The 16,473-nt window shown below is 40.0% G+C and carries 11 protein-coding genes and 1 tRNA gene; 4 read left to right on the plus strand and 8 right to left on the minus strand.

Going from position 1 to position 16,473, the window contains the following annotated elements; translation table 11 throughout:
- Positions 1-61 precede the first annotated feature (61 nt).
- The 3 genes from NEOC84_RS08145 (at position 62) to eno (ending at position 3,616) form a co-directional block, all read left to right on the plus strand.
- The gene (locus NEOC84_RS08145; protein ID WP_166157876.1) at positions 62-817 is read left to right on the plus strand and encodes an RNA methyltransferase; all 756 of its coding nucleotides are present in this window, start codon (positions 62-64) and stop codon (positions 815-817) included.
- Positions 814-1,968 (plus strand): ribosome small subunit-dependent GTPase A, encoded by a 1,155-nt coding sequence (gene rsgA / locus NEOC84_RS08150; protein WP_242678239.1) that lies wholly within the window; start codon positions 814-816, stop codon positions 1,966-1,968. The genes NEOC84_RS08145 and rsgA overlap by 4 nt, the downstream gene beginning before the upstream one ends.
- Before the next feature lie 316 nt (positions 1,969-2,284).
- Positions 2,285-3,616 carry a phosphopyruvate hydratase gene (eno, locus tag NEOC84_RS08155; protein WP_166157879.1) on the plus strand — a complete coding sequence of 444 codons (1,332 nt, stop codon included), beginning with the start codon at positions 2,285-2,287 and terminating at the stop codon, positions 3,614-3,616.
- Positions 3,617-4,008: 392 nt separating this feature from the next.
- Here eno and NEOC84_RS08160 read toward each other — a convergent pair whose 3' ends face one another.
- The 4 genes from NEOC84_RS08160 to NEOC84_RS08175 form a co-directional block, all read right to left on the minus strand.
- A complete protein-coding gene (locus tag NEOC84_RS08160) occupies positions 4,009-4,665 on the minus strand; it encodes a carbonic anhydrase (protein WP_166157882.1) in 657 nt (218 codons plus the stop codon).
- Positions 4,666-5,295: 630 nt separating this feature from the next.
- Positions 5,296-5,883 carry a peroxiredoxin gene (locus NEOC84_RS08165; protein ID WP_166157885.1) on the minus strand — a complete coding sequence of 196 codons (588 nt, stop codon included), beginning with the start codon at positions 5,881-5,883 and terminating at the stop codon, positions 5,296-5,298.
- Between the two features lie 27 nt (positions 5,884-5,910).
- Positions 5,911-6,546, minus strand: a complete 636-nt coding sequence (locus NEOC84_RS08170; RefSeq protein WP_166157888.1) for an MBL fold metallo-hydrolase — start codon at positions 6,544-6,546, stop codon at positions 5,911-5,913.
- A tRNA-Arg gene (locus NEOC84_RS08175) sits at positions 6,547-6,620 on the minus strand.
- Between the two features lie 161 nt (positions 6,621-6,781).
- Here NEOC84_RS08175 and NEOC84_RS08180 point away from each other — a divergent pair.
- The gene (locus NEOC84_RS08180) at positions 6,782-7,273 is read left to right on the plus strand and encodes a hypothetical protein (RefSeq protein WP_166157891.1); all 492 of its coding nucleotides are present in this window, start codon (positions 6,782-6,784) and stop codon (positions 7,271-7,273) included.
- A 177-nt stretch (positions 7,274-7,450) separates the two neighbouring features.
- On the opposite strand, the gene NEOC84_RS09795 is transcribed toward NEOC84_RS08180, so the two are convergent.
- From NEOC84_RS09795 to NEOC84_RS08200, 4 genes are all read right to left on the minus strand, one after another.
- Positions 7,451-9,355 (minus strand): leucine-rich repeat domain-containing protein, encoded by a 1,905-nt coding sequence (locus NEOC84_RS09795; RefSeq protein ID WP_207391839.1) that lies wholly within the window; start codon positions 9,353-9,355, stop codon positions 7,451-7,453.
- Between the two features lie 554 nt (positions 9,356-9,909).
- The gene (locus NEOC84_RS08190) at positions 9,910-11,934 is read right to left on the minus strand and encodes a leucine-rich repeat domain-containing protein (protein WP_166157896.1); all 2,025 of its coding nucleotides are present in this window, start codon (positions 11,932-11,934) and stop codon (positions 9,910-9,912) included.
- A gap of 556 nt (positions 11,935-12,490) precedes the next feature.
- A complete protein-coding gene (locus tag NEOC84_RS08195; protein WP_166157899.1) occupies positions 12,491-14,263 on the minus strand; it encodes a leucine-rich repeat domain-containing protein in 1,773 nt (590 codons plus the stop codon).
- Positions 14,264-14,658: 395 nt separating this feature from the next.
- Entirely contained in the window at positions 14,659-16,380 is a 1,722-nt protein-coding gene (locus tag NEOC84_RS08200) for a leucine-rich repeat domain-containing protein (protein WP_166157902.1), read from the minus strand.
- Between the last annotated feature and the right edge of the window lie 93 nt (positions 16,381-16,473).

The following is a 16,473-nucleotide window of genomic DNA, read 5'->3' on the forward strand; positions in this document are numbered from 1 at the left end:
TTGCAAGATGGAGTAAAAAAAGTTATAGTTAGCTATCGCAAGGTAATAAATCTTTATTTTTATGAAAGAGCTTTCTAGCCCTCAGCATCCTTTAGTTAAACATTTAGTCAAGCTACGTCAAAATCATGATTATCGCTGGCATCATCAAGCCTTTGTGCTTGAAGGGATCAAATTAATCGCTGAGGCCAATTCTTTGCTTACTTTCAAAACTATCTTAGCTTCTTCTCTCCATCTTTTACCTAAAAATGTGCAAGCCGAAAAAATTATTTTAGCGACTCCTGCGCTTATTCAAAAAGTATCAGGCCTTCAATCTTCTGAAGGCATTTTAGCTGAAGCTCCTATGCCTAAATTCTCTAATCTTTATGGAAAAAAATACCTCTTGGCTTTGGATCGTGTCAATGATCCGGGCAATCTAGGTACCATTATTCGCTCGGCCCTAGCTTTAGGATGGGAAGGCATTTTTTTACTTGAGGGAACTTGCGATCCTTTTAATGAAAAAGCCCTGCGTGCTTCTCGCGGAGCTGTATTTAAAATTCCTATGCGTCAAGGTACTTGGAAAGACTTACAAGAGATTATTAAAGTAAACAACCTACAAGGTTTAGTTGCCGATATTAATGGAGTTCCTTTTGAGCAGGTAAAGCCTTCGGCAGGAGTCCTTTTAGTTTTAAGCAATGAAGCTCAAGGACCTTCTCAGGAAGCTTTTTCTATAGGTTCATCGATCACTATTCCTATGTCTGGAGAAATGGAATCTCTTAATGTTTCAGTAGCAGCAGGGCTCTTACTTTATAATTTGCGCCAAAAGAGGGAGCCTTTATGAAACATCCTAAAAAAGATCAGCTACCGCGTATGCCTCAAAAATGGGTGGGCTGTGATCTTGAAGCCGATTATTATAAAGATGATCGGAAAAATTCACGGAAAGAGCGTAAGCTAGCCTCTGCAAAAGATCGCTCTAAATATAAAAAAACAGATAGAGATAAATGGCAAAAAAATAAGGAACTCCATCAAAATATCAAACTTGCCAAAGAAGATTTACTACGGGGTAGGGTTCTATCTATTACTCCCCAAGGAATTATGGTAGAGCATGAGCATGCAATCTATGCCTGTTCTATGCGTGGACTGTTGAAAAAAGAAAAAACACAATTTAAAAATCTTGTTACCGTAGGAGACTTGGTATTATTTCAAAAAACAGATGCTCAAGAAGGCCTTATCGCGCATGTTGAAGAACGTTATTCTGTTCTATCACGCGCTGACAATCTTTCAAGGCGCCAAGAGCAATTAATCGCTGCTAACATAGATCAGGTATTAATTACTGTTTCCGTTGTCAATCCACCTCTTAAGCCTTTTCTTGTCGATCGTTACATTATAGCCGCACGTAAAGGTGGTATGGAACCTATAATAGTCGTCAACAAGATTGATTTACTCGATCATCCAGCTACACCCTTGGCTGAACAAGAGCTTTATAAAGATTTTCTGCATGCTTATAAAGTCGCGCAGATTCATGTCATACCTGTTAGTATTGTTACCGAGCAAGGATTAGATCAACTAAAAAGCATAATGAAAAATAAAGCCTCAGTTTTTTCAGGGCAATCAGGAGTAGGTAAATCCTCTCTTATTAATGCCATTACAGGCCTCAATTTTAAAGTAGGAAAAGTAGTTGAAAAGACTAAGAAAGGTTCTCATACTACTACTATGGCAAAGCTTATTTCCTTAGAATTTGGTGGCTGGTGTATAGATACTCCGGGAATTAAAAGTTTTGGTTTATGGGATCTTAATAAAGAAGAAGTCGAGCAATACTTTCCTGAAATTGAAGAAATTGGACAACAGTGCAAGTTCCCCAATTGTTCTCATACCCATGAAAAAGAATGTGCTGTAATTGCAGCCGTAGAAAACGAAAAGCTTTCCCCCTTGCGGTTTGCTTCTTATCAGTATTTGCTAGAAGCTCTATCGCAAGAGCACTTGCGCCGTTAGCTTTTCCTTGTTTTCGTATGCAAATAAATTCTAAAAGATTTACCAGTAATTGCAGGCCTTTCTTTTCTTACGGTCATCACCCTGCCTTCTTGCCGATGGTAAAGAAATTCTGCCCCGACCTTCGTAGCTGCCTCTTAGCTGTTCTTGATTTAAAAGCCCTTTTTTTGATAGATACGGTTTAGGAAGAGTCTGCTTAGCAGCGTATAATTAGGCATTTGAGAGCAAGCAATTTTAAAATTTTATCCCTCAAGAAGAGTTACTTGATAAGAAACCGCCTAGATTATATCTTAAAAAAAATTAACTCGAAGGTAAAAGCATGTCCTATATTCGCTCAGTAAAAGCTATAGAAATTTTAGATTCGCGCGGTAATCCTACCCTTAAAGTCATGATTACTACCGATCGCGATATTAGCGTCGAAGCTTCAGTACCTTCAGGAGCATCGACAGGTCAGCATGAAGCCTTAGAGCTTAGAGATGGGGATAACAGACGTTTTGCAGGCAAAGGTGTGCAAAAAGCCATCACGCATGTTAATGGGCCTCTCGCTCAAATTCTAGTAGGAGAACATGTCTTTGATCAGGCTCGTCTAGATCGCCTGATGATCACCAGTGATGGTTGTGAGAATAAAAGCCGTTTTGGAGCCAATGCAATTTTAGGAACATCTTTAGCCTTAGCGCGAGCAGGAGCCCTTAATGCTAAACTTCCCTTATATCGCTACATCGGTGGAGCTCATACCCATATTCTTCCTTGCCCCATGATTAACATTCTCAATGGCGGAGCTCATGCTGATAATCTGCTTGATTTTCAAGAATTTATGATTCGACCTACCGGAGCTCCTTCCTTTCATGAAGCTGTACGGTGGGGAGCAGAAATTTTTCATACTTTAAAAGGGATACTTAAAGAAGAAGGCCATGTTACAGCGGTAGGTGATGAAGGAGGCTTTGCTCCTAATCTAGAGTCTAATGAGATTGCTTTAGAACTGATAGTCTCAGCCATCGAAAAAGCAGGATACCGTCCTGGCATCGATGTATCGTTAGCCTTAGATTGTGCAGCTTCTGAGTTCTATGATGAATCTACGGGTCTTTATAAAGAGAAAAAGAAACAAAAAAGAAAAAGACCCTTTGTGGAACGAACTGCCGAAGAAGTCGTAGATTATTTAGAAAATTTGGTGAAGAAGTTCCCTATCGATTCAATTGAAGATGGACTGGCCGAAAATGATTGGCTTGGTTGGCAGCAGCTTACTAAAAAATTAGGACATCAAGTCCAGCTAGTAGGGGATGACATTTTTGTGACTAATCCTAAATTTCTGTCGCGGGGTTTTGACTTAAACGTTGCTAACTCCATTTTGATTAAACCCAACCAGATTGGCACATTAACTGAGACGCTAGAAACTATTCGCTTAGCGCAGAGCCATAGCTATGCTGCTATTATTTCTCATCGTTCGGGTGAAACTGAAGACAGCATAATTGCCGATATAGCCGTGGCTACAAATGCGGGGCAAATTAAAACAGGCTCTCTTTCTCGTACAGACCGGGTCGCCAAATATAATCGTTTACTCAATATTGAAGATGGTCTTAAAAGTGTCTGCCGCTATTGGGATAGTAACCTTTATAAATGTGGGACAGGTTTTTCCTCTTCCTCATTTTCCTAAGAAAGGGGCCTTGAAGTTAAACAAGGATTAACCCCTTGATAAATTATTTCCTAAACAAGCTAGTTAAGTATCTTTTCTTAAAACATGCAAGAGCACCTAGAGGCTTTTGCATAAATCAATGCTTGCTATGGATATTAATACTAAAAGCTACTTATGCCACCAAGCGTTCGAGAATTAAAGAGCAACATTGAAGCGTTAGGGCCAGTAGGTTTATCCATAATACAGGTCAGAGATCAAAGAATTTAGCAAAATTTTTCCTTGTCCCCTGCTTAATATTTTCATCCTCCACCCATCTTTAGCCCACAAGTTAGCTATTCTAGCTTTATAATTTTTTATCGGTAGGGTTTAAAAATTTGAAGCAAAATTTTATAGAAAAAACAATAAATTATGAATTATCTTAAATTATCTACCATTAGATTAGCTTCTTCTTCATCGATCAAAACAAATTGATGGAGATCTTGCTTATAATAGTAGACATCCGCTTGTGCGATATCAAACCACCATCCATGCACTCGAAGCTGCTTTTTTTCCAGGCGTTCTTGAATGAAAGGATAGCTGATAACATGTTGCATTTGTTGAAGCACATTAATTTGAGAGATTTGGTTATGCTCGGATAAAGAAGGGTTAAGGCTAATTCCTTCTCTCACTTTATTTAAAGCTTCTTCTCCATGCTTTAGCCAGGAACCAAGATGGGGGCAAGTATGGCCATCGACTCCTCGGGCTAGAGCTTGCATAGCTCCACATTCAGAATGACCACAAACAATAATATCAGAAACGTTAAGAGAAAATGTAGAAAACTCTAATACTGCCGAAGCACTGCTATCGCAAAGTGAGGAAGAAGCTGGGGGTATTAAATTTCCAATATTTCTTAACACAAATATATTTCCCGGATGAGTAGAAGCAAAAAGACTGGGCATTAGGCGACTATCAGAGCATGCAATAAAAAGTGCTTCTGGCTTTTGCCCGAGGGCCAACCGAGCAAAAAGAGCGCGCCCCTCCTCGCTAAGGTTCTTTTTAAAATGCGCAATTTCTTGAATGAGTTTTTTCATATTTTGTAAACACTTGTTAATTAAGTTAAATGTATATTGTATATGCTGCCATTCGATCTATCCTCTCACAATGCCCGACCATGCTAGCTGGCAATCAAACTTTTAAACGTGGCCCCTACTTAATTTTTGCTAGGTCTTTAGCATTTTCCCTTCTTTTTTCTTATATATTGCATAAAAGAACATATGGTGAAAGGATTTTTGCATGCTGTCGTTGATTGATTTCTTAGAGAAAAGAAGAATAAAATAAATTTTAATTATTCACTATTTATTTACAAATGTTTACAGGCATTTTGCAGGAAAGCACATCTAAAAAACTTTATTTATCCTCAGAAAAATTTTCAAAAAAAGTGTTTGGTAATCCATTAAAGGAAAGGGTAAAAAAAACACCCCTGCGTAAGAAAAAAACCCAAAAGATAAAAGATCAAGAGCTTACAAAGGTTAAATGGCTAGATATGAACCTTAAAAATATTAAATGAAAACCTAAAAATCTGTTGACTAGGAGCTCAAGCAAATTATTAAGCTTCATAACTAAGCAAGGGAATGATCAAGATCATTGCCTTTAATTAAAACACTATAAATCAATCCCAGCGCTACACTTACTAGTTAAACATGTATCACGCGCTGTAATTTTTAAAGGGGGGTAAAGTAGTGCTCGAGGCCTTCGCTAGTAGGCTTCATTGTCCTACTACCTTTTTGCCAATTAGCAGGACAAACTTCGCCATTCTCTTCAATAAAGACTAAGGCATCTAGCATCCGCAGAACTTCTTCGACATTGCGGCCTAGTGGCAAATCATTGACAACCTGATGACGTACAATACCTTTTTTATCTATAATAAAAAGCCCTCGATAAGCAATACCTTCATGCTGAATAAGTACGTCATAATCGCAGGCAATACAACGGTTCATATCAGACACAATGGGATAAGTTAGGCCCTGAATGCCTCCTTTTGATTTAGGAGTATTTAGCCAAGCCGCATGGCAATAGGGACTATCTACCGAGCAAGCAACCAACTGAGTATCCCTTTTTTCAAACTCTTTTATTTTTTCTTGAAAGGCATGTAATTCTGTAGGACACACAAAAGTAAAGTCTAAAGGATAGAAGAAAAAAACGACATTTTTACCTAAAAAATCAACCAATGAGAAATTGTTGATAATTCGCCCTTCTACAACCGCTTTTGCCCTAAATTCGGGGGCTTGCTTACCCACTAACACACCCATCGTAAACTCCTTTTTTTATCTTTATCCTTAATTTCCAAAAAACTCTTCGGCCTTCTCTAGCCATTCTTCTGCACCTATCGTCGTGGCCTCTCCATGGCCTGGAAATACACGTGTATCCGGTGGTAGCTTGGCAAGCTTTGACAAGGAATCCCACATAAGGGAAGGTCGTGCCGTGGGAAAAGATAAATTGCCAATCGTACCTTTAAATAAAGTATCCCCTGAGAATAACAGCTGCTCTTCTTGACTATAAAAACAAACACCACCAGGAGTATGACCAGGAGTTTCGATGACTTCAAAAGTAACATTCCCTACAGCAACCTTCTCACCCGCTTTCACATAATGCTCAGGTTCAGTCCCCTCTATATCAATCCAACATGGCAAGCCATCACTTCCAGGATTTTCTACATTTTTTGCATCCAATAAATGGACATAAACAGGAATCTTATATTTATTTTTAAGGGGCGCCACATCAGCAATATGATCCCAGTGTGAATGAGTTAAAAGGATTTTGGAAGTAAGTAAGTGATTTTTAGTGAGATAATCTATAATTGCCGATGCGCTTCCTGGAGCAGGATCGATGATTGCTGCTTGCAAAGTGGCAGGGCAGCTAATGACATAAGCATTCGTTTGAAAAGGACCTGATACAATTGTATGGATAATCATTGCACCGGAGAGGATTTGAACCTCTAACCGCCCGGTTCGTAGCCGGGTACTCTATCCGATTGAGCTACCGGTGCAGAATGTAGCGCTATATTGCCTTACTCTCTGTATTTTAAGCAAGCTTAAAAAGATCAAGAAAGCTTAAAACTTATTTGGTAATCTCTGTTTCTTTTTCTTTGCCTATTAATCTCAGTCTTTAACGATCCAAGCAGTTAATGCAAAATAACTTATTTACTATGTGAGCATAGATTTTGATCGAAGTCCAGTCAGCCACTTTCTTGCAGAAATTAAGCCAAAAGATTGGCAGAGTTTATCGGCAGGAAAAGGAGCGAAAGGCGAACGTTATTATCATTGGTATCGTCTAGAAGTCAATTCAGATAGCCCTGAAGGGCGGACACGTTGGCTTTTATTAAGACGTAACATGAAAGACCCTCGCGATGTAGCTTATTATATAGCTTGTTGTCTCAATAATGTTACTTTACAAGATATGGTCAAAGCTGCAGGAAGCCGTTGGACGATCGAGGAATGCTTTGAAGCTTCTAAAGGAGAAATTGGACTTGACCACTATGAGGTGAGAAGCTATACAGGTTGGTATCGACACATGACGCTTTGTTTATTAGCTTTAACTTTCCTTTCGGGCTTGCGCGATGCTTTCAATCTACTAGAGAAGAAAAAAAAAGCTCGTCGGCTTCATATGAAGAAGTTTCTAAAAGTACGGAATTTAATTTGATTAGATATACCTTACAAGAAGCTAGGCGTCTAGCGTGATATATGTAGACACCTCTATCAAGCAATGCTGGAGCTATTGGTTAGAATGGTCTAATTGGCGTCGTAAGCATCAAGCGAGTGCTTGTTATTACCATTATCAAAAGTAAAGGAAGCTATGTTTATATTTACCACTGTAGTATTAAAAGCGATTTCCATCAGTTCTAAGAACACTAAGTTGAGGAAGCTGCCGGATTTCCGCAGGAATAGCGGCTAGCCGGTTGCTTCTTAAGTCAAGCATTTCCAACTGAGAAAGCTGCCCAATTTCCGCAGGGATAGTGGTTAGCTGGTTGTCGTTTAAGTAAAGCCATTGCAGCTGAGAAAGCTGCCCTATCTCAGCAGGCAGAGCGGTTAGCTGGTTGTTGAATAAATAAAGCCATTTCATCTTAGAAAGCTGCCCTATCTCAGCAGGCAGAGCGGTTAGCTGGTTGTTGTATAAGTTAAGCGTTCCCACCTGAGTAAGCTGCCCTATCTCAGCAGGCAGAGCGGTTAGCTGGTTGTTGTATAAGTCAAGCGTTCCCAGCTGAGTAAGCTGCCCTATCTCAGCAGGCAGAGCGGTTAGCTGGTTGTTGTATAAGTTAAGCATTTCCAGCTGAGTAAGCTGCCCTATTTCTGCAGGGATAGTGGTTAGCTGGTTGCCGTTTAAGTAAAGCCATTTCATCTTAGAAAGCTGCCCAATTTCCGCAGGGATAGTGGTTAGCTGGTTGTCGTTTAAGTAAAGCCATTGCAGCTGAGAGAGCTGCCCTATTTCTGGTGGTAAAGAGGTCAAGCCTAACCCATCTAGGCGCAGGAAAGTGATCTCCTTACCATGCTCTTCTATCCACTGCGCTAACAGCTCTGCTTTTTTCTTTAAAGGTAAAGCTTGCATCTGCGGTTGGTTTAAATATTCTGTTCCTCCTGGTAACTTTTGCCAGAGTAAGAGGCGGTTAATATTTAGCAGATAGGAGGAGTAATTAGAAAGGGTAAAAGCCTTGCTTTCTTTTGAGTCCTCTTCAAATTCTAAAGGAGAAAGAGAGACGGCTAAGGTAAAGAGCTTTTGAAAGATATAGGGAACTTTTTCTTCAATAGGAAGAGTAGGCTCAATTTCATAAATCTTATCCAAAATAGGGGCTTGTTTTATAAAATCCCCATTCCCTTCAGGAAAATGAACTTGGATGATTGCGTTATAAAGCGAGGCCATGGAAATAGATCTGACGGATAGAGGAGAGAGAGGTTGAATTTCTCTAGACGAGGTTGAAGAAGAGGTGGAAATAGAAGATTGAGGAGCGGTTGGGGAAAGAGAGGAAGAACTTTGGTGGATATTCTGCAGTTTTTCAAGGGCAAATTGCCTAATCCTTTTATTCTCTCCTAATAATTTTTCCGTCCATTTATAGCTTGTCTTATCTTTCTCGGTCAGTTCTTCGCTGTCCTGGCTCATTAACTCTTCCAATTGATTCTCTAGCATTTTCTTTAAGGTTGAATGCTCTTGAATGGAAGGTTCTTCTAAAAGATTGAATAAGAGCTCAGTGTAGCGCTCTTTAGAAGAATCTGCAGAAGGAAGGCTTTTTTCTTTGCCTTTTTCTTTATCAGAAAAAATGAGAGGAAGCGGCTGTGAGGATGAAGAAGCCTCTGAAGAGCGTTTAAGGCAAAATTCAAGATAGGCTTGGGCTTTTTCATACGTAGGAGTTAATTGCAAAGCTTGCAGTAAAGCTTCTATAGCAGTGGCATGGTCTCCTTTTTCAGCAAGTTCTTTACCACGTAAGAAATGTCCTACAGCTTCCTCACTAGGCTCATGCCTAATTTCTTCTAATGGATGGGATTCAGCTGTTTCAGCCAGGTGCCTGACCGTGTAGTTAGGTGCATGCCTTTCAATAAGCGTTCTATCTAGGGGACAAAGTTTATTGCGTGCTAAGCATTGGATGACGGTATCTTCGTTAAAGGTATGGCCACAAGGAAACAAAGTAACCGCTCGAGTCATCAGCTCTCCTGAGACGGGATCTTCTATATTCTCTGAAACTGTAGTACGAAAAGTTACCTGGGTGCTAGAAGTAGAATCTGACGGCATCATATAAAAGCTCCTTAAAGTTTTATGGTAAGCTATTACCTTATGGGGCAGATGTAGCCTGCTTTTTAAAGAACTAGTCCTTACCTTTTTGTCAGAAAATTACTCTTTTTCTTCTTTATTAAGCAATTTTTATTTTAATAAAAAAGGGAGAGCCGTCTATGTTTTATAGAAGCTTGAGCAGTTTGTCTTATTCCTTTTTCAATTTTTATCTTATCTTCTCATACGTTGGTGAGTTTAGACCGAACTGATTATCATGGTTGTAGAAAGCTTAGGAGGTCTACAAAGGCTCGCTTTCTCTTCCTCCTCTCCTTATCGTCCCAACGCTTAAGCCACTTGAAAGCTTAGAGTATCATATCCGCAGCCATTTTCGGTCTAATTGCATCTATCGATAAACTACAAAAGGGCGCATTTAGTTCTTAGAAAAAAGTTTACCTAAAAAGAGGGGTAAGCATGAAAATAATTTTTAATAAGCAGCCTATTTTCCAGTTTAAAAATATTTTATGCTTGCCACGGCTCTTTTTTAAAAAAACACCTTTATTCACTTTAAGAGACACCCTTTAAAAACGATTTCTCTCAGTTCTAAGAACACGAAGTTGAGGAAGCTGCCCGATTTCCGCAGGAATAGCGGTTAGCTGGTTGTTGTTTAAGTCAAGGCATTCCAGCTTAGTAAGCTGCCCGATTGCCGCAGGAATAGCGGTTAGCTGGTTGCTGCTTAAGTCAAGCCACCTCAGCTGAGAAAGCTGCCAGATTGCCGCAGGAATAACTGTTAGATGGCTGTTGCTTAAATTAAGCCTTTGTAACCTAGTAAGCAGCCACATCTCCTTAGGAATAGCGGTTAGCTGGTTGCGGCTTAAATTAAGCTCTTGTAACCTAGTAAGCTGCCCAATTTCAGCAGGAATAGCGGTTAGCTGGTTACCGAACAACGAAAGGACCTGCAGCTTAGACAGCTGCCCTATCTCTGCAGGAAGGCTGGTGAGCTGGTTGCGGCTTAAATTAAGCCCTTGTAACCTAGTAAGCAGCCACATCTCCTTAGGAATAGCGGTTAGCTGGTTGTTGCTTAAGTAAAGCGCTTTCAGCTGAGAAAGTTGTCCGATGCCTGCAGGAATAGCGGTAAGTTGGTTGTCGCTTAAGTGAAGTGTTTTCAGCTGAGAAAGCTGCCAGATTTCCGCAGGAATAACGGTTAGCTGGTTGTGGAATAAGTAAAGCTGTTGCAACTGAGAAAGCTGCCCGATCTCCTCTGGAATAGCAGTTAACTGGTTGAAGCTTAAGTCAAGCGTTTCCAGCTTAGTAAGCTGTCCTGGCGGCAAAAAGTTTAATCCTAAAGAACTTAAAATTAAGTAAGTAATAGTTTTGCCGTTCTCTTCTATCCACCGTGTTAACAACTCTCCTTTTTTCTTTAAAGGTAAAGCTTTTATCTGTGGTTGATCTAAATATTCTGTTCCACCTGGTAACTTTTGCCATAGTAAGAGGCGATTAATATTGAGCAGATAAGAGGAATAATTAGAAAGGGTAAAAGCCTTGCTTTCTTTTGAGTCCTTTTCACATCCTAATGGAGAAAGGGAAGCGGCTAAGGTAAAGAGCTTTTGAAAGATATAGGGTATTTTTTCTTCAACCGAAAGATTAAGATTAGGCTCAATTTCATAAATCTTATCCAAAATACGGGCTTGTTCTATAAAATCCCTATTCCCTTCAGGAAAATGAACTTGGATGATTGCATTGTAAAGCGAGGTCATGGAAAGAGGTGGAATTTCATTAATCGAGGTTATAGACGAAGAAGAGGTGGAAATAGAAGATTGAGGAGCGGTTGGAATGAGAGAGGAAGAACTTTGGTAGATTTGGCGCAATTTTTCGACAGCAAATTGCCTAATCTTTTTATTCTCTCCTAGTAATTTTTCCGTCCATTTATAGCTTAGCTTATCTTTCTGGGTCAGTTCTTCACTGTCCTGGTTCATCAACTCTTCCAATTGATTCTCTAGCATTTTCTTTAAGGTTGAATGCTTTTGAATGGAAGGTTCTTCTAAAAGACTGAATAAGAGTTCAATGTAGCGCTCTTTATAAGAGTCTGCAGAAGGAAGGCTTTTTTCTTTGCCTTTTTCTTTATCAGAAAAAGCGAGAGGAAGGGACTGTAAAGATGAAGAAGCCTCTGAGGAGCGTTTAAGGCAAAATTCAAGATAAGCCTGGGCTTTTTCATACGTAGGAGTTAATTGCAAAGCTTGTAGTAAAGCTTCTATGGCAGTGGCATGCTCTCCTTTTTCAGCAAGCTCTTTACCACGTAAGAAATGGTTTACAGCTTCCTCACTAGGCTCATGCTTAATTTCTTCTAATGGATGGGATTCAGCTGTTTCAGCCAGGTGCCTGACTGTGTAGTTAGGTGCATGCCTTTCAATAAGCGTTCTATCTAGAGGGCAGAGTTTATTGCGTGCTAAGCATTGGATGACGGTATCTTCGTTAAAGATATGGCCACAAGGAAACAAAGTAACCGCCCGAGTCATCAGCTCTCCTGAGACGGGATCTTCTATATTTTCTGAGACTGTAGTACGAAAAGTTATTGGGATGCTAGAAGTAGAATCTGACGGCATCATATAAAAGCTCCTTAAGATTTTATGGTAAGCTATTACCTTATGAGGCCAGCTGTAGCCTGCTTTTTAAAGAACTAATCCTTACCTTTTGCCAGAAAACTACTCTTTTTCTTCTTTATTAAGCAATTTTTATTTTAATAAAAAAGGGAGAGTCGTCTACGTTTTATAAAAGCTTGAGCAGTTTGTCTTATTCCTTTTTCAATTTTTATCTTATCTTCTCATACGTTGGTGAGTTTAGACCGAATTGATTATCATGGTTGTAGAAAGCTTAGGAGGCCTACAAAGGCTCGCTTTCTCTTCCTATCACCTTACAAATCCTAACTTACTTAAAAAACCTAGGGTGTCATATCCGCAGCCATTTTCGGTCTAATCACCTCTATCAGTTTATAGTGAACTACCAGAGGTATCATTTAGTTCTTAGAAAAAAGTTTGTCTAGAAAGAGGGGTAAGCATGAAAATAATCTTTAATAAGCAGCTTATTTTCCAGCCTAAAAATTATCTTATGCTTGCCACGGCTCTTTCTTAAGAAAACACCTTTATTCACTTTAAGAGACACCCCTTAAAAGCGATTTCCCCAAGTTGTAAGCCTACGAAGTTGAGGAAGCTGCCGGATTTCCGCAGGAATAACGGTGAGCTGGTTGTTGTTTAAGACAAGGCTTCTCAGCTTAGTAAGCTGCCGGATTTCCGCAGGAATAACGGTGAGCTGGTTGCAACTTAAGTCAATGTTTTCCATCTTAGTAAGCTGCCCGATTTCCGTAGGAATAGAGGTTAGATGGTTGTCGGCTAACAAAAGGATTTCCAGCTTAGTAAGCTGACCGATTTCCGCAGGAATAGAGGTTAGATGGTTGTATCCTAAGTCAAGCATTTCCAGCTTAGTAAGCTGTCTTATTTCATCAGGAATAGAGATTAGCTGGTTGCAGCTTAAGCTAAGAATTTGCAGCTTAGTAAGCTGCCCAATCTCCGCAGGAAGAGCGGTTAGCTGGTTGTTGTTTAAGCTAAGAACTTGCAGCTTAGTAAGCTGACAGAGTTCTGGTGGTAAAGAGGTCAAGCCTAACCTATTTAGATGCAGGAAAGCGATATCCTTACCATGCTCTTCTATCCACTGCGCTAACAGCTCTCCTTTTTTCTTTAAAGGTAGAGCTTTAATATGTGGTTGGTTTAAGAACTCTGTTCCTCTTGGTAGCTTTTGCCAGAGTAAGAGGCGGTTAATATTTAATAGATAGGAGGAGTAATTAGAAAGGGTAAAGACCCTGCTTTCCTTAGCATTTCCTTCAAATTCTGTAGGAGAAAGAGAGACGGCTAAGGTAAAGAGCTTTTGAAAGATATAGGGCACTTTTTCTTCAACCGAAAGATTAAGATTAGGCTCAATTTCATAAATCTTATCCAAAATACGCGCTTGTTCTATAAAATCCCGATTCCCTTCAGGAAAATGAACTTGGAGGATTGCGTTGTAAAGAGAGGCCATAGAAATAGGTGCGATGGATAGAGGAGAAAGAGGTGGGATTTCTTTAGAGGAGGTTGAAGAAGCAGTAGAAATAGAAGATTGAGGAGCGGTTGGGGCAAGGGAGGAAGAACTTTGGTGGATTTGGCGCAATTTTTTGAGGGCAAATTGTCTAATCTTTTTATTTTCTCCTAATAATTTTTCCGTCCATTTATAGCTTAGCTTATCTTTCTCGGTCAGTTCTTCGCTGTCCTGGCTCATTAACTCTTCCAATTGATTCTCTAGCATTTTCTTTAAGGTTGAATGCTTTTGAATGGAAGGTTCTTCTAAAAGATTGAATAAGAGCTCAGCGTAGCGCTCTTTATAAGAGTCTGCAGAAGGAAGGCTTTTTTCTTTGCCTTTTTCTTTATCAGAAAAAGCGAGAGGAAGGGACTGTAAAGATGAAGAAGCCTCTGAAGAGCGTTTAAGGCAAAATTCAAGATAGGCTTGGGCTTTTTCATACGTAGGAGTTAATTGCAAAGCTTGTAGTAAAGCTTCTATGGCAGTTGCATGGTCTCCTTTCTCAGCAAGTTCTTTACCACGTAAGAAATGTCCTACAGCTTCCTCACTAGGCTCACGTTTAATTTCTTCTAATGGATGAGACTCAGCCGTTTCGGCCAGGTGCCTGACCGTGTAGTTAGGTGCATGCCTTTCAATAAGCGTTCTATCTAGAGGACAAAGTTTATTGCGTGCTAAGCATTGGATGACGGTATCTTCGTTAAAGGTATGGCCACAAGGAAACAAAGTAACCGCCCGAGTCATCAGCTCTCCTGAGACGGGATCTTCTATATTCTCTGAAACTGTAGTACGAAAAGTTATTGGGGTGCTAGAGATAGAATCTGACGGCATCATATAAAAGCTCCTTAAGATTGTATGGTAAGCTATTACCTTATGGGGCAGATGTAGCCTGCTTTTTTAAGGAACTAGTCCCTACCTTTTTGCCAGAAAATTAATCTTTTTCTTCTTTATTAAGCAATTTTTATTTTAAGAAAAAAAGGAGAGACACTTATCTTTTATAGAAGCTTGAGCAGTTTGTCTTATTCATTTTTCAATTTTATCTTATCTTCCCATACGTTGGTGAGTTTAGACCGAGCTGATTATCATGGTTGTAAAAAGCTTAGGAGGCCTACAAAGGTTCACTTTCTCTTCCTACCCCTTATAATCCCAACGCTTAAGCCACTTGAAAACCTAGAGGGTGATATCGGCAGCTATATTCGGTCTACTCGCATCTATCAGTTTATGGTGAACTACCAGAGGTAGCATTTATTTCCTAAAAAGCGATTTTCCTCAATCCTAACCTCAATAAGTTGAGGAAGCCGCCGGATTTCCGCAGGAATAGCGGTTAGCTGGTTGTAACTTAAGTCAAGCGTTTCGAGCTGAGAAAGCTGCCCGATGGCTGCAGGAAGGCTGGCAAGCTGGTTTTGACTTAAGTAAAGCCATCGCAGCTGAGAAAGCTGCCCGATTTCCTCAGGAATATCGGTTAGCTGGTTGCCGTTTAAGCAAAGCCATCGTAGCTGAGAAAGCTGCCCGATTTCCGCAGGAATATCGGTTAGCTGGTTCCACCTTAAGTGAAGGAATTTCAGCTGAGAAAGCTGACCAATTTTCGCAGGGAGGTGAGTTAGCTGGCTGCCGTTTAAGCAAAGCTCTTCCAGCTTAGTAAGCTGCCAGAGTTCTGGCGGTAAAAAGGTCAAGCCTAAATCATTTAGGTTCAGGGTAACGATATTTTTACCATGCCCTTCTATCCACTGCGTTAGCAGCTCTCCTTTTTTCTTTAAAGGTAAAGCTTGAATCTGGGGTTGGTTTAAATATTCTGTTCCTCCTGGTAACTTTTGCCATAGTAAGAGGCGATTAATATTTAGCAGATAGGAGGAATAATTAGAAAGGGTAAAAGCCTTGCTTTCCTTAGCATTTCCTTCAAATTCTGAAGGAGAAAGAGAAGCGGCCAAGTTAAAAAGTTTTTGAAAGATGTAGGGAACTTTTTCTTCAATAGAAAGATTAGGCTTAATTTTATAAATCTTATCTAAAATGCGCGCTTGTTTTATAAAATCCCCATTCCCTTTAGGAAAATGAACTTGGATGATTGCGTTGTAAAGAGAGGCCATGGAAAGAGGTGTTACAGATAGAGGAGAAAGAGGTGGGATTTCTTTAGAGGAGGTTGAAGAAGCAGTAGAAATAGAAGATTGAGGAGCGGTTGGGGCAAGGGAGGAAGAACTTTGGTGGATTTGGCGCAATTTTTTGAGGGCAAATTGTCTAATCTTTTTATTTTCTCCTAATAATTTTTCCGTCCATTTATAACTTAGCTTATCTTTCTGGTTCAGTTCTTCACTGTCTTGGCTCATCAACTCTTCCAATTGATTCTCTAGCATTTTCTTTAAGGTTGAATGCTCTTGAATGGAAGGTTCTTCTAAAAGATTGAATAAGAGCTCAGTGTAGCGCTCTTTATAAGAGTCTGCAGAAGGAAGGCTTTTTTCTTTGCCTTTTTCTTTATCAGAAAAAGCGAGAGGAAGGGACTGTAAAGATGAAGAAGCCTCTGAGGAGCGTTTAAGGCAAAATTCAAGATAGGCTTGGGCCTTTTCATACGTAGGAGTTAATTGCAAAGCTTGTAGTAAAGCTTCTATAGCAGCTGCATGGTCTCCTTTTTCAGCAAGCTCTTTACCACGTAAGAAATGTCCTACAGCTTCCTCACTAGGCTCATGCTTAATTTCTTCTAATGGATGAGATTCAGCCGTTTCAGCCAGGTGCCTGACCGTGTAGTTAGGTGCATGCCTTTCAATAAGCGTTCTATCTAGAGGACAGAGTTTATTGCGTGCTAAGCATTGGATGACGGTATCTTCGTTAAAGGTATGGCCACAAGGAAACAAAGTAACCGCCCGAGTCATCAGCTCTCCTGAGACGGGATCTTCTATATTCTCTGAAACTGTAGTACGAAAAGTTATTGGGGTGCTAGAAGTAGGATCGGACGGCATCATATAAAAGCTCCTTAAGATTTTATGGTAAGCTATTACCTTATGGGACAGATGTAGCCTGCTTTTTAAGGAACTAGCCCTTACCTTTTTACCAGA

This window comes from Neochlamydia sp. AcF84 (assembly GCF_011087585.1).
GTDB lineage: Bacteria > Chlamydiota > Chlamydiia > Chlamydiales > Parachlamydiaceae > Neochlamydia.